This window comes from Microbulbifer sp. A4B17 (genome assembly GCF_003076275.1).
Lineage (GTDB): Bacteria > Pseudomonadota > Gammaproteobacteria > Pseudomonadales > Cellvibrionaceae > Microbulbifer.
In genome coordinates, this window is record NZ_CP029064.1 from 4,922,403 (window position 1) to 4,941,201 (window position 18,799).

At 51.0% G+C, this 18,799-nt stretch carries 19 protein-coding genes; 9 read left to right on the forward strand and 10 right to left on the reverse strand.

What is annotated here, in order from left to right; translation table 11 throughout:
- The first annotated feature begins 8 nt into the window (after positions 1 to 8).
- Positions 9 to 1,733 (forward strand): gamma-glutamyltransferase, encoded by a 1,725-nt coding sequence (gene ggt, locus BTJ40_RS21580; RefSeq protein ID WP_108735017.1) that lies wholly within the window; start codon positions 9 to 11, stop codon positions 1,731 to 1,733.
- A 139-nt stretch (positions 1,734 to 1,872) separates the two neighbouring features.
- Positions 1,873 to 3,510 carry an NAD-dependent malic enzyme gene (locus BTJ40_RS21585; RefSeq protein WP_108735018.1) on the forward strand — a complete coding sequence of 546 codons (1,638 nt, stop codon included), beginning with the start codon at positions 1,873 to 1,875 and terminating at the stop codon, positions 3,508 to 3,510.
- 53 nt (positions 3,511 to 3,563) lie between these two features.
- Here the strand turns inward: BTJ40_RS21585 and BTJ40_RS21590 are convergent, their stop codons facing one another.
- The 7 genes from BTJ40_RS21590 to radC form a co-directional block, all read right to left on the reverse strand.
- Positions 3,564 to 5,201: an amidohydrolase family protein gene (locus BTJ40_RS21590; protein WP_108735019.1), complete on the reverse strand. Its 1,638-nt coding sequence runs from the start codon at positions 5,199 to 5,201 to the stop codon at positions 3,564 to 3,566.
- A 94-nt stretch (positions 5,202 to 5,295) separates the two neighbouring features.
- The gene (locus BTJ40_RS21595; protein ID WP_157954192.1) at positions 5,296 to 5,838 is read right to left on the reverse strand and encodes a disulfide bond formation protein B; all 543 of its coding nucleotides are present in this window, start codon (positions 5,836 to 5,838) and stop codon (positions 5,296 to 5,298) included.
- A gap of 11 nt (positions 5,839 to 5,849) precedes the next feature.
- Positions 5,850 to 6,002, reverse strand: a complete 153-nt coding sequence (locus tag BTJ40_RS22875; protein WP_369974291.1) for a DUF5993 family protein — start codon at positions 6,000 to 6,002, stop codon at positions 5,850 to 5,852.
- Between the two features lie 71 nt (positions 6,003 to 6,073).
- Positions 6,074 to 6,889: a bifunctional DNA-formamidopyrimidine glycosylase/DNA-(apurinic or apyrimidinic site) lyase gene (mutM, locus tag BTJ40_RS21600; protein ID WP_108735021.1), complete on the reverse strand. Its 816-nt coding sequence runs from the start codon at positions 6,887 to 6,889 to the stop codon at positions 6,074 to 6,076.
- A 97-nt stretch (positions 6,890 to 6,986) separates the two neighbouring features.
- Complete coding sequence (rpmG, locus tag BTJ40_RS21605; RefSeq protein ID WP_020413983.1) at positions 6,987 to 7,142, reverse strand: 50S ribosomal protein L33; 156 nt, start codon at positions 7,140 to 7,142, stop codon at positions 6,987 to 6,989.
- Positions 7,143 to 7,178: 36 nt separating this feature from the next.
- Positions 7,179 to 7,415, reverse strand: a complete 237-nt coding sequence (rpmB, locus tag BTJ40_RS21610; protein ID WP_020413982.1) for a 50S ribosomal protein L28 — start codon at positions 7,413 to 7,415, stop codon at positions 7,179 to 7,181.
- A 216-nt stretch (positions 7,416 to 7,631) separates the two neighbouring features.
- A complete protein-coding gene (gene radC, locus BTJ40_RS21615) occupies positions 7,632 to 8,306 on the reverse strand; it encodes a DNA repair protein RadC (RefSeq protein WP_108735022.1) in 675 nt (224 codons plus the stop codon).
- A gap of 148 nt (positions 8,307 to 8,454) precedes the next feature.
- On the opposite strand from radC, the gene coaBC reads away from it, so the two are divergent.
- From coaBC to slmA, 4 genes are all read left to right on the forward strand, one after another.
- On the forward strand, positions 8,455 to 9,660 hold the full coding sequence (coaBC, locus tag BTJ40_RS21620; protein ID WP_108735389.1) for a bifunctional phosphopantothenoylcysteine decarboxylase/phosphopantothenate--cysteine ligase CoaBC: 1,206 nt from the start codon (positions 8,455 to 8,457) through the stop codon (positions 9,658 to 9,660).
- A 65-nt stretch (positions 9,661 to 9,725) separates the two neighbouring features.
- On the forward strand, positions 9,726 to 12,098 hold the full coding sequence (locus BTJ40_RS21625; RefSeq protein ID WP_202862841.1) for a phosphomannomutase/phosphoglucomutase: 2,373 nt from the start codon (positions 9,726 to 9,728) through the stop codon (positions 12,096 to 12,098).
- A 144-nt stretch (positions 12,099 to 12,242) separates the two neighbouring features.
- Positions 12,243 to 13,160, forward strand: coding sequence for an acetylglutamate kinase (gene argB / locus BTJ40_RS21630; protein ID WP_108735024.1), 918 nt, complete (start codon positions 12,243 to 12,245; stop codon positions 13,158 to 13,160).
- Positions 13,161 to 13,271: 111 nt separating this feature from the next.
- Positions 13,272 to 13,880 carry a nucleoid occlusion factor SlmA gene (slmA, locus tag BTJ40_RS21635; RefSeq protein WP_108735025.1) on the forward strand — a complete coding sequence of 203 codons (609 nt, stop codon included), beginning with the start codon at positions 13,272 to 13,274 and terminating at the stop codon, positions 13,878 to 13,880.
- A 62-nt stretch (positions 13,881 to 13,942) separates the two neighbouring features.
- Here slmA and BTJ40_RS21640 read toward each other — a convergent pair whose 3' ends face one another.
- Both BTJ40_RS21640 and pyrE read right to left on the reverse strand, forming a co-directional pair.
- Complete coding sequence (locus BTJ40_RS21640) at positions 13,943 to 14,539, reverse strand: hypothetical protein (protein ID WP_108735026.1); 597 nt, start codon at positions 14,537 to 14,539, stop codon at positions 13,943 to 13,945.
- Between the two features lie 47 nt (positions 14,540 to 14,586).
- Positions 14,587 to 15,240, reverse strand: coding sequence for an orotate phosphoribosyltransferase (gene pyrE, locus BTJ40_RS21645; protein ID WP_108735027.1), 654 nt, complete (start codon positions 15,238 to 15,240; stop codon positions 14,587 to 14,589).
- Between the two features lie 114 nt (positions 15,241 to 15,354).
- Here pyrE and BTJ40_RS21650 point away from each other — a divergent pair, with 114 nt between their 5' ends.
- Entirely contained in the window at positions 15,355 to 16,122 is a 768-nt protein-coding gene (locus tag BTJ40_RS21650) for an exodeoxyribonuclease III (RefSeq protein WP_108735028.1), read from the forward strand.
- A 66-nt stretch (positions 16,123 to 16,188) separates the two neighbouring features.
- On the opposite strand, the gene rph is transcribed toward BTJ40_RS21650, so the two are convergent.
- The gene (gene rph, locus BTJ40_RS21655; RefSeq protein WP_108735029.1) at positions 16,189 to 16,908 is read right to left on the reverse strand and encodes a ribonuclease PH; all 720 of its coding nucleotides are present in this window, start codon (positions 16,906 to 16,908) and stop codon (positions 16,189 to 16,191) included.
- A gap of 109 nt (positions 16,909 to 17,017) precedes the next feature.
- Here rph and BTJ40_RS21660 point away from each other — a divergent pair, with 109 nt between their 5' ends.
- Together BTJ40_RS21660 and BTJ40_RS21665 are read left to right on the forward strand one after the other, a co-directional pair.
- The gene (locus BTJ40_RS21660; protein ID WP_108735030.1) at positions 17,018 to 17,905 is read left to right on the forward strand and encodes a YicC/YloC family endoribonuclease; all 888 of its coding nucleotides are present in this window, start codon (positions 17,018 to 17,020) and stop codon (positions 17,903 to 17,905) included.
- An 88-nt stretch (positions 17,906 to 17,993) separates the two neighbouring features.
- Positions 17,994 to 18,548, forward strand: coding sequence for a rhomboid family intramembrane serine protease (locus tag BTJ40_RS21665; protein WP_108735031.1), 555 nt, complete (start codon positions 17,994 to 17,996; stop codon positions 18,546 to 18,548).
- Positions 18,549 to 18,799: the final 251 nt, after the last annotated feature.

Here is an 18,799-nt window from a genome sequence, read left to right on the forward strand (position 1 = left end):
AGTGTTACGTGCGCAACCTTCTCTTCGCCTTTACACTGATCCTGAGTCCCGCTTTCGCCTTTGCCGATGAGCCACAGCCGGAGTTCGATACCGGCCGTACAGCCGTTAAGTCCTCAACGGCCAGCTTCTACATGGCAGTCACTGCCAACCCACACGCCAGCCGGGCTGCCGAACAGATACTGGCCCGGGGCGGTAGTGCCGTGGACGCCGCCATTGCCGCACAGATGGTGCTGGGGCTGGTAGAGCCACAATCATCCGGGATTGGCGGCGGAGCATTTATGCTCAGCTATGACGCCGCGGCAAAGAAGCTCAAATACTATGATGGGCGCGAGACGGCCCCTTCCCAGGTGAACGAAAATTACTTTATCCGCGACAACAAGCCGCGTTCATTTTTTGAGGCAGTGATCGGCGGTTATTCGGTAGGCGTTCCCGGTGTCGTGAGAATGCTGGAAATGGCTCACAAACGGGATGGTAAACTGCCCTGGGAGCAGTTATTCCAGCCGGCAATCCACCTGGCCAGATCCGGTTTCCAGATATCACCGCGCCTACACCAGCTGTTGCTGCGTATGCCAAAGGTGGCCGCGCGACCGGAAATTGCCAGTTACTTCTTCAACAATGATGGCAAGCCCTTGCCGGTGGGTCACAAGTTGAAGAACCCGGCTTATGCAGAGACCCTTGAAGCAATTGCACAGGGCGGTGCCGATGCCTTTTATCACGGCGAAATTGCCAGGGCGATCGTCAAAGCTGTGCGCTATGACAATGCCAATCCGGGCCTTCTAAGCCTGGAAGATATGGCCAGCTATCGGGCCAAGGAGCGCCAGCCACTGTGTTCAGAATTCCTCCAGTATCGCGTGTGTGGTGCGGATGCCCCATCGTCCGGCGGCACCACAGTGGGCGGCATCCTAGGCATGCTGCAACAATTCCCTCTACAGCGCTTCGAGCCAGGTAGTGACCTGCTCACCCATTTGTTTATCGAGGCTTCAGAACTGGCTTTTGCTGATCGCAACACCTATTCCGCTGATGCCGACTTTGTCCGCGTACCCAGCAAATCACTGGTTTCCAAGGACTACTTAGCTCGCCGCGCACAGTTGATCGACCCGGATTCCGCCACGACAGCGACCCCGGGTACCCCCGCCGAACTCGGAGTAAAGCGAGTGATGGCCCAGTCGCCAGAACTGCCCAACACCAGTCATTTAGTCATCGTCGACCGCTATGGCAATGGTGTCAGTATGACTACCAGTATTGAAACCGGATTCGGCTCGCGCCTGATGGTGAAGGGGTTCCTGCTCAACAATCAGCTTACCGATTTTTCATTTACTCCGAAAAATAGTAACGGCGAGTGGGTGGCCAATCGCATTCAAGCGCGTAAAAGACCGCGCTCTTCCATGTCTCCGACCATCGTTTTCAACGAGGACGGCAGCATGCGTCTTCTGGTGGGATCTCCCGGTGGCTCTCGTATTATCGACTACACCGCTCGCACCATTCTCTACCATCTGGGCTTAAATATGCCGATTGCCGAGGCGATTTCTGCGGGGAATATCGGCGCTATCGGTAAAAAGGTCGAGTTGGAGCCCGGCTTTTTCAGCCCTGATACTATCGAGAAACTGGAAGCCCGTGGACACGAAGTTGTCGAGCGCGGCCTCAACAGCGGTATCCACGCAATCGCCCTGAAAAACAATAAGCTCTACGGCGGGGCTGATCCTCGCCGTGAGGGCAGTGCGGTGGGCCGCTAAGCGGCCCTCCCTTAAGGCGATTAGCCCGCCAACTCATACTTGCAGACACAAACCACTGATACCCCGCCAACCCTGCCATTAACCAAGCTCACCTTAGTCCATACTTCCTCTGGTTTAATAGATTAAGAGAGCTTGGCAAGTGACACACCCAAAGACTGACTTGGGGGGGCTCAGACTCCTACACAACCCGATAACCAACAAAGGCACAGCCTTCACCGCGGCTGAGCGACAAAAATTTGGCCTGACCGGCTTAATTCCAGATGCTGTTGAAACCATAGAAACCCAAGTAGAGCGGGTGATGATGCAGCTGAGTCACAAGCATTCAGACATCGATCGCTTCGTCTACCTCACCGGGCTGCTGGACACTAATGAAACGCTCTTCTACCGCGTGGTTATGTCCGATCCCGAACGCTTTTTACCTATTATTTATGACCCCACAATTGGTGAGGCCTGCACCAAATTCAGCCACATCATACGCCGGGTAAGGGGCGTTTACCTTTGCACAAGCCACCGGGGCAAAGTTGCAGAATACCTGCGCCACTGGCCGGATCAGGAAATCCGTTTTATCTGCGTGACTAACGGTGGAAGAATTCTGGGGCTGGGCGATATCGGAGCCAATGGTATGGCCATTCCCATTGGCAAATTACAGTTATACACCGTAGCGGCAGCCATACCTCCAAAACATTTATTACCCCTATTTTTAGATGCGGGCACAAATAATCAAGAAATTCTCAATGACCCCCTGTATATCGGTTTACGAGAAAAACGCCCTTCCAGGGAAGTCCTATATCCCTTTGTCGATGAGTTTGTCGCTGCCGTTCAGGAACAATACCCTAACTGTTGCTTGCACTTCGAAGATTGGACCGGCAGCGATGCTGTGCACTTGCTGAAACGCTACCGGGACAAAGTTTGCTGCTATAACGACGATATTCAGGGAACCGCCGGAATAGTGCTCGCAGGTATGCTCAATGCACTAAAAATCAAAGGTAGCTCACTAAAAAATGAGCGGATACTTTTTGCCGGGGCAGGATCGGCAGGCATAGGTATAGCTGACTTGCTGGTTAGCAAAATGGTTGAGGATGGGCTGGATGAAGCAGATGCCCGAACTAGAATCATAATGTTTGATAAAAATGGGCTACTGGTTAAAAACCGATCTGACCTATATGATTTTCAGCAACCCTATGCCCATGATTTCTCCCCTACCGATGAGCTGCTTACTGCAGTAAATTCCCATCAGCCAACCACCCTTATCGGTGTCAGTACCGTCGGCCAGCTATTTACGCAGCAAGTAGTAGAGGCCATGGCGAAATTTAATCAAAAACCCATCATTTTTGCCTTATCCAATCCGACTGAACACGCTGAATGCACAGCGGAGCAAGCCTATCAATGGTCTCAGGGCACAGCTATTTATGCTGCAGGAGTTCAGTTCCCAAATTACAACTTTAAGGGAAAACATTATTTACCTGGACAAGCCAATAATTTCTATATTTTTCCCTCAGTTGCTCTCGCAATTTACGCAACCAAAGCAAAACGAATTCCAGATGAATTATTTATAGAAGCAGCTATTGGTGTTGCAGAGCAGGTCTCAGATGATTTTCTAAATCAAGGCTGCCTATTTCCAGCACAAGCAGACATACTCAAAGTATCGTTGCATACTGCTGCCAGAGTAACTAAAAAAATATTCAAGCTGGGCCTGGCAGAAATACAAGAACCCAACAATATATATGAATTTATTGAACAATTAACTTATAAGGCGGAGTACAAGAATTTTACATAGATACAAAATGTTCATACTTAAGCAAAGCCATTAATTTATTGCTAAAGATATTCTTAATATACCAGCCTGCCTTTATAGTAGGTCTTCAATACTTTAGTTTTATAAATTTCATCTGGATTTATTTTTAATAAATTTCTATCCAAAATGATAAAATCAGCCCACTTTCCCACTTCTAGACTTCCGGTCTCCTTTTCCAAATGATTAGCATACGCTCCTCGAATTGTGAGCATTTGAATCATGGTTTCAACAGGCACTTTATACATGGTTCCAGTATGTATTATAGAAATTGGACCTCGCACTCCATTTAACTTTTCTGCCTGACCATCTAGCCTCCTGTTGCCCGCAAAATATAAAATTTTATTTCTCATTACAGAACTTCCACTTCCTATTAGTTTATCAACATTATAGGTTGGCATCTTATTCTCATAAATAATTGCTGCCGTATTCTCCCGAACTAACAAAGCATCCAGCAAACCTTCAGGGATATTCGATATAATATTACGCAATCCTTGTTGGTCGTTTTTTATTAGCTTATCAAGCTGATCTTTTAATATACCTTCGCTGTAGTCCTCTACAGGAACACTAAAGTGCACCTGGAATTTGTGAGAATTTGCTTGAGAAAATAGATCGGCGAGTATCACAGAGGCATCTTTTAGCGTTAGTCCCAACTGATTTTGGGCTGAATGGCTATTAGTTAAGCCAGTGGCTGGCATCACGATACTAATCGCATTAATTTTAAAGTTATCTGAAGAAATATTATCGGCATAATTTCTGAGCAATTTAAACCGTTCCGGAGATATATCTATAGGGACTCTTACAGATGCCCTAATACGTACATCTAAATCTTTTGAAGACATATATTTTTTATATTCTTGAGTTTTATTTTCAGATTCATAAAAAGGAATATAAACTGTGTATAAAGTTGTAACCCCCCTAGGAATGACAAATTCCTCAAGATCGCCAATATCAAGGTACTCCTCTTTCACCGGCTTTTCCGGTATTAAATTATTAAAAATATTTACTGCTTTTCTGCCCTGGAATAAACCAACAGGTATTCCATCTTCACTTTTCTTTATTAGATTCTCAGTCGAACTCTGTGTATTCATATCTATGCCAGCCGCCGCTATAGCCTCAGAATTGGTCCATACATAAGATTGATCGGCTGAAAACATAATAATTGGAATTAAATCATTAATCTGATCCAGTATTGCTTTATGAGGCTCCCCTGCACCAAATACTTCCATTCGCCAACCACGACCGACGACCATTTGGGCCTCAGGGTTATTGAGAATGTAGTCCTGTATTTTATTTTGATAGCCTTCAATTGATTGAAATGGAAACAAATCCAAACCACTATAATCAGTACTATTTGAAATTGACTGGATGAAACCGGGCAGTACTAACCTTCCTTTCAAATCATTAATCTGAGTTTGTACTCCGATATACTTATTCACTCCATGTTCAGTACCCACATAGACGATACGACCATCGCGAATCGCCATTGCCGAGGCGATACTTCTTGCTGGGTCGACAGTGTAAATATAAGCATTCTTTAAAATAAGCTGGGCGGGTTCAAAGGTGGGAGAACCCGAGAGCACGGTCTTTTCATCCCGCTCACAGGCTATCAGCATCAGGCAGACAACAATACATGCCAAGCGCATAGAATCACCTCTCAGCTTTTCACCACTCATCGCACATAATCTGTTCAAGAGGAGGGTGAAGCCGTTGAAAAACCTGGTTTTGAGAAAAAGTGTAGAAAATCTCGACAATTTTGAATGCCAGTTATCAGTGCCACAACCAGTGATACCCAAATGACCCTCTGGTACAGGGCCCCAGGCCACACTCAAGTAAAACTACAACCAAGTTGGCCAACACCACGGTAAAGAACGAGAGGACAATACACTTTTCCAGAAAGCTGAATTCCCTCGTGATAAAACTCCGCCGCTTAAACCCAAACATCAACGCAACGCCACAGTAAGCCAATATGGCAAAGAAGATTAGCGCGGACCAAGTGTATAAATGCAAACCGAATATCGGGCTGCCGAACCCAGGATCACCCGGCATGATATATAGCAATATCTGCCTTGTTGCAGTACCAAGACCAGCGAGACTAGAGAGAATAGCGACTCCATAGTGCTCTGCACGGGTACTGAAACGCAGATTCATCATCAACCCCACCCCAGTCATAACAAAGGCAAGCCGTTGTAAATGACACAGAGGACAGGGGTGTTGGTGGAGAATCAACTCCAATATGAAGGTAATCCAGAGAACTATGGTCACTGCCAGAAGCACCAGGCTGTCCAGCTTTCGCACCATAAACACCATCATAGGTGATACCCCTAGAAAGACAGGGTGAGTTCTCGTGTCATGTGGTATCCACACCATGCGATGAAGATCACCATGGTCAGCAGCCACCACCCTATCGCAGAGCGACGGCGACCGTTCCAAACGGCCCAAACCGACAGAGTGACCGTGAGAAAAGGCAACATCATGACCACTGAGCAGCTCCTTATCGACAATACGATGATATTAGTATTGCCTAAAGCTGCCCGAAGGATGTGACTTAACGTTGGCAGCTGGAGCAGAAAAAAGTACTTCGCTGGCCCAGCACTATGTCCCGAACCGCTCGACCACAAGAGGGGCAGGGTTCACCTGCTCGCCCATAGACATTGAGCTGCTGGGCGAAATAGCCCGGTTTTCCATCGCCACCAATAAAGTCTCTCAAGGTCGTACCGCCCTGGGCGATCGCCCGGCTCAGAACCTGCTTTATGGACTCTGCCAAGCGCTGGTATCGGGTACGAGAAATAGAGCCCGCCTGCCGATCGGGGCGAATGCCCGCCAGGAACAAGGATTCGCTGGCGTAGATATTACCCACCCCCACAACGATGCGGCCATCCATAATAAGTGTTTTAACCGACTGCTTTCGCTTGCGCGAAGCTTCGAACAAATAGTCACCGCTAAGCTCTTCTGACAGAGGCTCCGGGCCCAGGTGAGTGAGTAAATCGTGGGCTAAAGGATCCGCCGCCGTCCACAGCAGGGCACCAAAACGACGCGGGTCGCGATAGCGCAGTGTGAGGCCGCTATCCATGCGCCAGTCGATATGATCATGCTTTTCCGGTGCCAGTGCGGCCTCAACCATACGCAGGCTGCCAGACATTCCCAGATGCCAGATAGCGCAGCCCTTATCTGTATGCACCAGCAGGTACTTGGCACGGCGCTCCAGCTTCAATATCCGGGCATTGCGGATACGACGCTCAAAATCTGCTTCCACGGGCCAACGCAACCGGTGCTGACGCACCTTTGCGGAGCGAATTTTGTGCCCCTCAAGGTGAGGTTGCAGACCTCTGAGAGTGGTTTCTACTTCCGGGAGCTCTGGCATCGTCTGGAATTACCCTGTGTAAACTGGCTGCTCAATTTCCAATACGCACAAAAAAGCCCGGTTAAGACCGGGCTTTCTGTACAGTAGCGTTAGGCAATTACTTAATTTTGCCTTCCTTGTACATTACATGCTTGCGTACAACGGGATCGTACTTTTTGATCTCCATTTTCTCAGGCATGTTGCGCTTGTTTTTGGTAGTGGTGTAGAAGTGGCCAGTACCGGCGCTGGAATTCAGACGAATCTTCTCACGCATTGCTCTATCTCCAATCTATTAGCTGGGCTACAGCTGTTACACTTTTTCGCCGCGGGCGCGCAGCTCAGTCAGGACAGCGTCGATACCTTTCTTATCGATAACGCGCATGCCTTTCGCGGAAACACGCAGCTTCACAAAACGCTTCTCGGATTCAACCCAGAAACGGTGGCTGTGCAGGTTCGGCACAAAGCGACGCTTGGTGCGGTTCTTAGCGTGGGATACATTGTTTCCGGTGACCGGACGCTTACCGGTTACCTGACATACCTTGGACATCTGTTGGCCTCTTCAAAACGCTTGTGCCCGCATGGCGCCAATCCTGAAGAGGAAAAGGTAGTGCGGGAACATAAAAATCGGGATTCTAATCCGGTTCCTGGATGGCGGCGGAACCTGTGCAGAATCTGGCCCGGCCGCAAAGAGCGGCGTTTTATACCAAAAGAGCCCGTAGGGAGCAAGTTTTGTACAACATTTCAACGCCGAGAAACGATGCCTTCACATCAGGCCCTGCTCAGCAAAGGATAGCGCCTTGCCCTCACCAACGATCAAATGGTCCAAAACCTTGATATCCACTAATTCAAGCGCCTGGGTCAAGCGCTCAGTAATCCAGATATCCGCCTGACTGGGTTCACTGACTCCGGATGGGTGATTGTGCGCCAAGATAACAGCGGCAGCGCCCTTCAACAGCGCCTGCTGGACCACTTCACGGGGATAGACATTCGCAGCGTTTAAAGTGCCCTCAAATAGCTCTTCAAAGGCGATCACCCGGTGCTGGTTATCCAGATAGAGACAGCAGAACACCTCCCTGCGCCGGTGCCTGAGCTGGATCGCCAGGTAATCCCTGACCGCCCCGGGGCTGCACAGGGCGCTGCCGTGCTGTATGGTTTCCGCCAGGTGTCGCTTGGCCATTTCCAAAGCCGCCTGCAACTGGGCAAACTTTGCATCGCCAAGCCCTCGGGCGCGGCAGAAATCCTCTCTTTCGGCCTCCAATAGGGGGCGCAAGCCACCAAAGTCATTAAGAAGCCCCCTGGCAAGATCCACCGCTGAGAGGCCGGGCAGCCCTACACGCAGAAAAATCGCCAACAGCTCTGCATCAGACAGGGCCTCAGCCCCTCGCTGCAATAACTTTTCCCGAGGCCTCTCACCTGCGGGCCAGTCCTTTATCTTCATTTGTAGCCCAGTTAGCCAGTGACTTGTCTATCGCACATCTACTGAACATCTTTTCCATGCTGCACCGGTGAGGCGCTACTGCTGTCTTATAAGAAGCGACGCAGAAATGCTAATCTTACCGGCTCGCACCAAATCGGAAACAGCATTTATGTCCTCTCTGGCCGACAAACGCATACTTTTAGGTATCAGCGGTGGAATTGCCGCCTATAAGAGTGCCGACCTGGTTCGCCGTCTCAAAGAGCGCGGCGCGGATGTCCGGGTGGTAATGAGTGCCGGGGCGCAAGAGTTTGTGCAGCCACTGACTTTCCAGGCGCTATCCGCTAACCCGGTGCATACAGACTTGCTGGACTCCTCGGCTGAGGCAGCCATGGGCCATATCGAACTGGCGAAATGGGCTGACCTCATCCTGATCGCTCCAGCCAGTGCCCAGGTAATGGCAAAGTTGGCTGCCGGTATGGCAGATGACTTGTTGACCACCCTTTGCCTGGCCAGTGAAGCACCTCTGGCCCTGGCCCCGGCGATGAACCAGGCCATGTGGCGGCACGCAGCTACCTCAGCCAATGCACAGACCCTAAAGGAGCGCGGAGTCATATTCTGGGGCCCTAGCGCGGGTAGTCAGGCCTGTGGCGACGTGGGCCCCGGCCGCATGTTGGAACCGGAGAACCTAGCGGAACACACTGAAGCCCTGTTTAACACAAGCCACTCGATGCAGGGCCGCAAGGTAGTAATCACTGCTGGTCCCACCAGGGAAGCCATTGACCCGGTGAGGTTTCTCAGTAACCACAGCTCTGGAAAAATGGGCTTCGCCCTAGCTGCGGCGGCGCAGAGTGCCGGTGCCGAAGTGACCTTGATTGCCGGTCCCGTAAATCTGGATACGCCGCAAAAGGTCAACCGTATCGATGTTATCAGCGCTCAGGACATGTATGAGGCAGCCAAACGTGCCGCCGACCACTGCGATATCTTTATCAGTGCAGCAGCGGTTGCGGATTTCCGCCCAGCCCAGGTCGCTGAGCAAAAAATCAAAAAGAAAGATGGGCAGGATGATGCCGCAATTGCATTGATCAAAAACCCCGATATTGTTGCTGGCATAGCCGCGCGAACTGAACGGCGACCTTTCACCATTGGCTTCGCCGCAGAAACTGAGCAGGTTCTCGCCCATGCTCAAAGCAAGCTGCAGCGGAAAAACCTCGATATGATCATTGCCAATGATGTAAGCCAACCGGACTCAGGATTTAACAGCGATCACAACGCGGTCACTGTGATAGATACCGATGGTCAGAGCCGACTTGCTCCCGCATTAAAGACCGACCTGGCCCGACAACTCATTGAACTCATCGCCTCTAAGGCCCTGTGACAACATTAATTCGCTAAATAGGGATATCTGTGGTCTCCAGCAACAATAAGAAACCGAGCGCTACCATGCACAAAGGTCTGCTATTACCATCGCTATTAATAGTTGTCGCTTGGCTGGGTGGTGCTTATCTATTAATCCAGTATCTTGTGGCGCCACACAATCACTCTCAGGTTGAACTGGCCTCGAAGCAAAAAGCCACCGAGCTAGCTGAGGTGGTGCAATCCTACATTGCAGACTATTCCGAGCGTTTACAGGCCCTCGGAGCAAGAAAGGTCTCTGCAGCTGCGCTGCTAAAATCTGCCAACCTGCCGGAGCAGGTATCCATCCAGTCTTTTTCCTTCGAGCAGGTCCGAGTTGGCTCCGGGCAAAACCCACCCCTTAACTTTGCGCTGGTCGACTTGTTAAAACGCGGTCAGGAAAATCCTGGCCAGCCCGTGGAAGTACTGCGCACTGGTGTAGAGAACAGCTGGCAACTGCACAGTGTCATCAATTTGGAAAATGAGCAACTGCTAGCGACCCAGCCCTTTAGCGTACTGGAAAACACTTTAAAAAAACTGGGGAATCGCAGCGGGCAAATTCAGCTGATGCAGAAATTTCCCGACGCCCACCGACAAATTCTTTGGCGCGCAGGCGAGGGAAGAGGCATTACCGCTGTAGAGCAGCTTGAGGACAGCTACTTAAGTATCCAGTTCAGCCCTTCCAATTACTTTGTCAAACAGCACAGCCTGCCAACTATTTGGGTTTATATTGCCGCTGGCGTTGGGATACTGATAAGCCTCCTCGCCATGCTCAAGTTCCTGCCCCGCAACTCAAGAGCGCCATGGGAGAGAAATAAGGAGACTAGTGGCAATGAGCTGAATAAGGCACATCCGCAAAATTCGGACGAGGGAGCCTCAGAGGTCCCGGGTACAGATTTTCTGCCACAGAGTCTGGCCTCTGCACCCAGTATTTCTGGCTCAGCCCCGGAAGACTCAGAAAGTGAAGAAGAAAATAATGAAGAGAACCTGTCGAAAAGCAAGACTGACAAGTCCAATCTATCACTGGCCGCTGAATATCCTCAGCATGTTTTTCGCGCCTACGATATTCGTGGCATCGCCGGGCAGGAAATTGACGAGCCCTTTGCCTATCAGTTGGGCAGGGCGCTCGGTACCCTGGCGCAGCACGCCGGTGAACACCTCCTGCTAGTTGGTCGGGATGGGCGGAATAGCAGTGAAGCCCTCGGCCAATGTCTGATTGAGGGAATTCTCGATAGTGGCTGTAACTCTATCGATCTAGGCCTGATTCCATCGCCACTTCTCTATTATGCTTGTGCAAAAGGGAAAAACACCAGTAGCGGAGTCATTGTTACCGCCAGCCATAATCCAGCGGAATACAATGGCTTTAAAATCGTACTCAAAGGTCGCGCCCTGGCAGAGGACAAGCTCCAGGGGCTCTACCAACTAATGAAAAAAGGCCCGTTCAAGAGTGGCGAAGGCGCAAACCGGGAACAAGAGATCACCGATAAATATATCGATGAAGTTTTCAATAATGTCGCCCTGGCCGGGCAACCGCACCTGGTTGTCGATGCCGGCAATGGAGCCACCTCCAACCTGGCACCCCGACTCTTTGAGCAGCTGGGTTGTGCAGTAACACCGATTTATTGTGAAGTGGATGGCAACTTCCCCAACCATGCACCGGACCCATCCAGACCGGAGAATCTCAAGGCCCTGATCGATAAAGTACTTGCAACAGGTGCAGACCTGGGCGTGGCCCTGGATGGCGACGGCGATCGTATCACCCTGGTTTCAGGCAGTGGACGCATCGCTTGGGCAGACCAACTGGTTATGCTGCTGGCAAGGGATATCCTCGCACGTAACCCCGGGGAAAATATTGTCTTCGATGTTAAAAGCAGCCGCAGTTTGCCCCAGTTAATCAGCCAATATGGGGGCCGCCCCATTATGTGGAAAACTGGCCACTCCCCTATGAAAGCCAAGATGCTGGAGACCAAAGCCATTTTGGGCGGTGAGCTTTCAGGCCATATCTTTATCAAAGATCGTTGGTTTGGATTCGACGATGGTATCTACGCAGCGGCTCGAGTACTGGAAATTATGGCTCTGCGCGAGCAGAGCCTTGATGAACTCCTCGATACACTGCCAAAAATGCACAGCACCCCAGAAATCCTGCTTCCAGTAGATGAAGAAGAGAAGTTCTCATTGATTGATCAGCTGCGCGATAAAGGGGATTTTGGCAATGCCGATATCAACACCATCGACGGTATGCGCATAGAATTTCCCGATGGCTGGGGGCTTATACGGGCCTCCAATACCACCAGTGCGCTGACCCTGCGCTTTGAGGCTGAAAATGAGCAGGCCCTGGAGCGTATCCGTACAGAGGTGATGGGACAACTGAGAAAGGTTGCGCCCTCAATAGCAGTACCCGACTGGCAACTGCTCGATTAAGATAAAAGGCGGCACAAAAATTGCGCCGCTGGGCTCCAGCCCGTATTGCTTAGAAAACAATCCACCACATTTGCTTTGAAACTTTGGCGACTCAAGTCAGCACTCCAAATCTGCTGGCTCGTCGCCCAGTGTAAGGAATTGTCCATGTCCCTAGATCTAAACTCTGCGCTGAAAAGTGCCCAGGTTCTCAATGAAGCACTGCCCTATATTCAGCGCTTTACGGGCAAAACCATTGTGGTCAAGTTTGGCGGTAACGCCATGGTGGATGAACAACTTCAAAACAGCTTCGCCCGGGATATTATCCTGATGAAGCTGGTAGGCATGAATCCAGTGGTAGTGCACGGTGGCGGACCTCAAATTGGGCAACTGCTGGATAAACTCAGTATTGAGTCCCGCTTCGTAGACGGAATGAGAGTCACCGATAGTGAAACCATGGATGTTGTGGAGATGGTCTTGGGGGGCACCGTCAACAAGCAGATCGTCAACCTGATTAATAAAAATGGGGGCCGCGCCGTAGGTATCACCGGTAAAGACGGATTACTGGTTAAAGCGCGAAAGTTGGCTCGAAAAAATGAGAGTGCCGGACTACATGCCTCTGAAATCATTGATATCGGCCAGGTGGGAGAAGTCGAGAAAGTTAATATTGATGTGATCAATATGCTGGTTCACAGCGACTTTATCCCGGTTATCGCGCCCATTGGAGTCGACGGCAACGGGCTTTCCTACAACATTAATGCCGATCTCGTCGCCGGAAAAATTGCCGAGGAGTTGAAAGCGGAGAAGCTGATGTTGCTAACCAACGTTGCCGGTCTGCAGGATAAGGAGGGGGAGGTTCTCACCGGGCTGAGCACCAGTGAGGTAGAGGGCTTAATTCAAGATGGCACCATCTATGGCGGTATGCTGCCCAAAATTGCCTGTGCCCTGGACGCTGTTCAGGATGGGGTAAATTCTGCCCATATTATCGACGGCCGTGTGCCCCACGCCATATTGCTCGAAATATTTACAGATCGGGGCGTAGGAACCTTGATTACCAACAATGAAGCGCAAACTGTGGACCACTAGGCTCTTGGCAATTGAAGACAGCCCGGCGAATCGGTAGGATTCCGCCGCCGTCAAAATAAGACGACAAGAGCAAAACTAAATTCCGCCCCCCAAGCGGACCAAAGGCAGTCAATGAGCAGCGAAAAAATCAATCGGCGTCAACAAATCCTGGAAGCTCTGGCACATATGCTGGAAGTCAGTCCCGGCGCACGTATTACAACAGCAGCACTGGCCAAGGAAGTCGGTTTCTCTGAAGCCGCGCTATATCGTCACTTCCCCAGTAAATCCAAGATGTTTGAAGGGCTGATCGAATTTATTGAGGAGACCATTTTCAGCCGTATCGCAATGATCCTTCAGGAAGAACCTTCAGCCCTCAATCGATGCCAGAAAATTTTGCAGCTCCTGCTGGCTTTTTGTGAACGCAATCCCGGTATCACTCGTCTGCTCACAGGCGATGCCCTTACCGGCGAAACCGAAAGGCTGCACGGGCGTATCCTGCAGTTGTTTGATCGGCTGGAAACCCAGATAAGGCAGATCTTGCGCGAAGCCGAGTTGCGTGAGCACTTGCGCCCTACCCTACCCCTTGGTGGTGCTGCCAATCTGCTGCTGGCCAGCGCAGAAGGGCGTATCGTGCAATACGTACGCAGCGGCTTTAAGCGGAAACCTACAGAGTATTGGGCTGAGCAGTGGCCCGTGTTAACCGCTGGGTTCTTCCGTGAGACAGTAGCTGCGGCCAGATAACGATTTCCCAAGTGGGCTTTTAGCAACAGCCCACCTGGGAAATTTAGATACCTGGAAACTGGTTAACTCTCAGCGCTAAGTTCGGTATAGCGGGCTACCGCCTTATCGAAATCTGCTCCTATGGTATCCGCCTCAGTCGCACGTCGGTTGAGTCGCTCCTCAAGAACTTCCATTTCTTTTTGCAGATCGGCGATTCTCTGCAACAACTCGGGAGCCACCTCGCGACCGCCACGCTGTGTGCGCGCAGCAGAGGCTTCCTCTTGGGAAATTTGACGGCGCAGACTGCCAATATTTGAGCGCATAATAGCCATGTCCTGCTCGACAATAGCGAGCTTGCGCGAGCGTGCACTCTCAATATCCGCAATGCTGTTATAGCGCTTGAGCAGCTTTCGGTCCTCTTCACGCTGGGCCTCCAACTGAAGCTGGGCCCGGTACTCTTCGGGGCTGAGCTGCGGCGCAACTACTTCAACCACGCGACCGGTAAGAGTCAGAATCTCATAACCATTGGGAACATATTCCGGTGGAATAGCATCATTGATCACCAAAACACCCTGGTGATCGGTATATCGATACATAACCCGGCCATTGTTGCCATATGCTTCGATAGACACCAATAAAAAGGTGCCGATCAATAGAGGCGCTATAGGGGCGATTCGCATCGCTCTTCTCTCTGAATTAGTCGGCCCACGATCAGTGAAGTCAAAACTTATTGACCCGTAACACCGTAGCGCTGCCGGTAGTCCACGATTTTCCGCAGAGTTTCGCTGTCTTTCGACTCCTGCTCGAGAAAGCTGATCACATCGTCCAACTTCACGATGCCGACCACAGGGATATTGTACTGTCTCTCGACTTGCTGGATAGCGGAGAATTCACAATCTTCGCTGGCCTTTTCCTGGCGGTTCAGCCCGATCACAACACCTGCCGCTTCTGCGCCATGGGATTCGATAATTTCCATCACTTCGCGCACTGCAGTGCCCGCAGTAATGACATCATCGATAATCAAAACCTTGCCATTAAGCGGCGCACCCACTAAGGTTCCGCCTTCACCGTGATCCTTGGCTTCTTTTCGGTTGTAACAGAAAGGCTTATCGATCCCTTTTTGGGCCAGAGCCACAGCAGTCACCGCACCCAGCGGGATACCTTTGTAGGCCGGCCCAAAAATGACATCGAACTCCACTCCCGAAGCGATAATCGCATCGGCATAGGCCTGTCCCAGTGCTGCCAGTGCGGCACCGGTGTGGAAGCGACCGGCATTGAAAAAATAAGGGCTTTGACGGCCCGACTTCAGTGTGAAGTCGCCGAAACACAGGACCTGATGATCCAGGGCAAGTTGGATAAAATCGCGCTGATATTGCTGCATGGAAAATTGTTAACTATTGGCTAAGGTGAAGGGAGACCTCCCCGTAGCATTCCCGGGGGTAGGCATGCATATAATGTTTCTAATGATACACAGTCCGCTGGTAAGGGGCTAATAATGCGAATAGTAAGCTTGTCGGTAGACGGCGTTCATCAGGCCGCCCAACGCGGTCTCTACGACTGGTTGGCAGAGCAGGACGCAGACATCATCTGCCTTCAGGACCTGCGCTCTCTCGAGCCTGAACTGGACCACCCAATATTTCACCCCGACGGTTACTACAGTTACTTTTTCGACTCGGGGACTCCCCACGAAAACGGTGTGGCGATCTACACCCGCAGTCAGCCCAAAGCCATCATATTCGGTATGGGGTTCGCCAACGGTGAGGATATGTACGGCCGCTATTTACAAGCGGATTTCGAACGCCTGAGTATTGGCTCCCTGCTTGCGCCCGTTGCTTCCGACGAGTCATCGCTAGAGAAAAAAGTCCAGTTCTTTGAGGATATGCAGGCACACCTGCTAAAAATCAGCCGCAAGCGCCGCGACTTCATTTTCTGCGGCAACTGGGGCATGGCCCATCGTCGTGCCGACGTCCAAAACTGGCAGGACCATCAGGATTCCCCCGGCTTTATGCGTCACGAGCAGCGCTGGTTGGACCAGCTCTTTAACGATGTTGGCTATGTGGATGCTTTTCGCCGTGTAGTAAAAGATACCGACGAATTTAGTTGGTGGCCCAGTGGCACTGTCGGAGAGGGAGATGGCTGGCGTACTGATATGCAGATCGTTTCACACGGCCTGAAAAATCGTATCGAATACGGTGCTATCAATAAAAATGTGAAGTTTTCCAGTCATTTGCCGGTGATAATGGACTACGAAATCGAAGTCTGAATCACACCACTTCCGGCCCACTTCACTGAGGAGCGGGCCGGATAAGGAATAGGGAAGGCGTCTCCTTTACTCGTCCAGTGCCTGCTTCTGAAGTGCGATCAATTCATCGATACCCGCCTTGCCCAGTCCCAACATCTGCGCAAACTGCTTCTCGGTAAATGGCTCGCCTTCTGCAGTGCCCTGGACCTCAATCATGCCGCCATCTTCAGCCATTACCAGGTTCATATCCGTGTCCGCTGAGCTGTCTTCCGGATAGTCCAGGTCCAGTAACGGCTCACCGTCATAAATACCCACCGACACCGCCGCTACCATGTTCTTAAGCGGATCATCAGCAATAATTTTCTCACGCTGCATATGACGCAGAGCATCAACCAGAGCCACACAGGCACCAGTAATTGCCGCTGTCCGGGTGCCTCCATCGGCCTGGATAACATCACAGTCAACAGTAATCTGGTTCTCGCCCAGCTTCTCCAGGTCTACCGCTGCTCGCAGTGAGCGTCCAATCAAACGCTGAATTTCCACGGTGCGCCCACTCTGCTTGCCCTTGGCAGCTTCCCTGGGCATACGCGAACCTGTGGAGCGTGGCAGCATACCGTATTCCGCAGTAATCCAGCCGCTGCCCTGGCCGCGCAAAAACCTTGGGACTTCGCTGGAAAGAGAGGCATTACACAAAACTTTGGTATCACCAAACTCCACCAACACAGACCCCTCCGCATGACGGGTATAGTTGCGGGTAATTTTTACCGAGCGCAATTGCGCCGGAGCGCGGCCGCTGGGACGCTGCATAGTCCACCTCAAATATTGAATGAAAGCCCCGCATTATATACCCCAGCATGGCGATCCAAACGCTGTGTTATTATGCCGGGCCGATTAATACGCCTGTAGGGGATCAGCTATGGCCAGTCAACGGGAACAGAACAAAGTGCGCAGCATGACAGCCTTTGGACGCGCTGAGACCAATTGCGCAAGCAGCACTGCTATCTGGGAACTGCGCTCGGTCAACCACCGCTACCTGGAACCACACTTCCGTTTGCCCGAAGCGGCTCGCCCTCTGGAAACGCAGCTGCGCGACACCCTGCGCAAAACGCTGTCCCGCGGCAAAATTGAACTGACCTTGACCCTAAAGGCCAATAGTGCCGAAGATATTGGGCTGGAAATCAACCAGCCTCTTGCCCAGGCACTCATTCAGGCGGCAAAACAGGTAGCAAATGGCGAGGAAATTCAGCCCCTAAACCCCTTGCAAATTCTTCAGTGGCCCGGTGTTATCAGTGAGCCGGAGGCGGATACAGATCAGCAGTCTGCAACGATATTGGAAGCTTTTCGCGAAGCTCTGGGGCAGCTGCGAGCAAACCGCGAGCGCGAGGGCGCAGAACTGGCCAAATTTATCGAAGCCCGTCTAAAAGGAATTGAAGAACAAGTCGCCAATGTTCGAGAACTACTTCCCCAAATCCTTGAGGCACAGCGAGAAAAGCTACGCAACCGCCTGGAAGAATTGCAAGTGGAACTGGATAAGGACCGACTCGAACAGGAGATCGTCCTGCTAGCCCAAAAAGCTGATGTGGATGAAGAACTAGATCGCCTCAGTGCGCACACTTCTGAAACACGTAGGGTTTTGGCCGGCGGTGGTTCAATCGGCCGGCGGCTGGATTTCCTGATGCAGGAATTTAACCGAGAAGCCAACACCCTCTCCTCCAAATCTGTGGTCACCGATACAACCCAGGCTGCAGTAGAACTAAAAGTGCTGATCGAGCAAATGCGCGAGCAGGTCCAAAACATCGAGTAACCCTCTGGGGCACTCTCACCCAGACTGCAGATGCCTCGTTGTCCCCGGTTGGGGGGATATGCGATAGCTCTCCCCTTGAGGTAGATTTATGCGACAAAACTTGAAATGGGTCGGCGCTATTTTTTTAGTGCTGGCTGCAATTGAGATTATCAATATTCTGAGCGGTCGATCGCTCAATTATTTTGGTATTGTTCCACGCTCTATCAATCACCTCCCCCATATTTTTTCTGCACCATTACTACATGGAAGTAGTTGGCATTTCTTCTCAAACATATTCACTCTGTGCATCTTCAGTTTTTTAGTACTGCAGTACGGGGTAAAAACTTACCTGAAGGTGACTCTAACCATCGTGGTCACCACCGGACTGGCTGTTTGGCTTTTTGGTGGCAGAGGCAATCACCTTGGAGCCAGCTCGGTAATCTACGGATATTTCGGCTTTTTGCTTCTTGCAGGGTTTATCAGCAGGAAATTTAGCCGTTTACTGATTTCCATTGTCGTGGCCGTGCTCTATGGAGGGCTTATCTTTGGCGTGTTGCCACAGGGTAGATATATTTCCTGGGAGTCCCATCTATTTGGTTTTATCTTCGGCCTGATGGCTGCAAAAATATGGGCCAGGGCCCCCAGATATAGTAGGGCCAGGTAAACCAGAGCCCATCACCCACCATTCAGTTTCAAATCGCAGTAATACCGGGACAGGCCTTGGCACTAGGCGCCCCAGAGATTCGCCTACCAAGCATTCAGCCCTACTCCTGTGAGAGCCTTCCCTCTCACTTACGAAATAAATTTGAACAGCAACCTGTATAAATGCGGGTAGGGCCTCAGTAGTTATTCCTTGGAAAAGTATCTTTATTCAATCGGGTATATTTTTATATAAAAACAATCGATTACAAAGCC

Bases quoted from the DNA above. Each gene is read 5' to 3' on its own strand.
- BTJ40_RS21590 (WP_108735019.1), bottom strand. From the start codon at position 5,201: ATGAGTGGTGAAAAGCTGAGAGGTGATTCTATGCGCTTGGCATGTATT.
- BTJ40_RS21595 (WP_157954192.1), bottom strand. From the start codon at position 5,838: ATGATGGTGTTTATGGTGCGAAAGCTGGACAGCCTGGTGCTTCTGGCA.
- BTJ40_RS22875 (WP_369974291.1), bottom strand. From the start codon at position 6,002: ATGATGTTGCCTTTTCTCACGGTCACTCTGTCGGTTTGGGCCGTTTGG.
- mutM (WP_108735021.1), bottom strand. From the start codon at position 6,889: ATGCCAGAGCTCCCGGAAGTAGAAACCACTCTCAGAGGTCTGCAACCT.
- rpmG (WP_020413983.1), bottom strand. From the start codon at position 7,142: ATGCGTGAGAAGATTCGTCTGAATTCCAGCGCCGGTACTGGCCACTTC.
- rpmB (WP_020413982.1), bottom strand. From the start codon at position 7,415: ATGTCCAAGGTATGTCAGGTAACCGGTAAGCGTCCGGTCACCGGAAAC.
- radC (WP_108735022.1), bottom strand. From the start codon at position 8,306: ATGAAGATAAAGGACTGGCCCGCAGGTGAGAGGCCTCGGGAAAAGTTA.
- coaBC (WP_108735389.1), top strand. From the start codon at position 8,455: ATGTCCTCTCTGGCCGACAAACGCATACTTTTAGGTATCAGCGGTGGA.
- BTJ40_RS21625 (WP_202862841.1), top strand. From the start codon at position 9,726: ATGCACAAAGGTCTGCTATTACCATCGCTATTAATAGTTGTCGCTTGG.
- argB (WP_108735024.1), top strand. From the start codon at position 12,243: ATGTCCCTAGATCTAAACTCTGCGCTGAAAAGTGCCCAGGTTCTCAAT.
- slmA (WP_108735025.1), top strand. From the start codon at position 13,272: ATGAGCAGCGAAAAAATCAATCGGCGTCAACAAATCCTGGAAGCTCTG.
- BTJ40_RS21640 (WP_108735026.1), bottom strand. From the start codon at position 14,539: ATGCGAATCGCCCCTATAGCGCCTCTATTGATCGGCACCTTTTTATTG.
- pyrE (WP_108735027.1), bottom strand. From the start codon at position 15,240: ATGCAGCAATATCAGCGCGATTTTATCCAACTTGCCCTGGATCATCAG.
- BTJ40_RS21650 (WP_108735028.1), top strand. From the start codon at position 15,355: ATGCGAATAGTAAGCTTGTCGGTAGACGGCGTTCATCAGGCCGCCCAA.
- rph (WP_108735029.1), bottom strand. From the start codon at position 16,908: ATGCAGCGTCCCAGCGGCCGCGCTCCGGCGCAATTGCGCTCGGTAAAA.
- BTJ40_RS21660 (WP_108735030.1), top strand. From the start codon at position 17,018: ATGGCCAGTCAACGGGAACAGAACAAAGTGCGCAGCATGACAGCCTTT.
- BTJ40_RS21665 (WP_108735031.1), top strand. From the start codon at position 17,994: ATGCGACAAAACTTGAAATGGGTCGGCGCTATTTTTTTAGTGCTGGCT.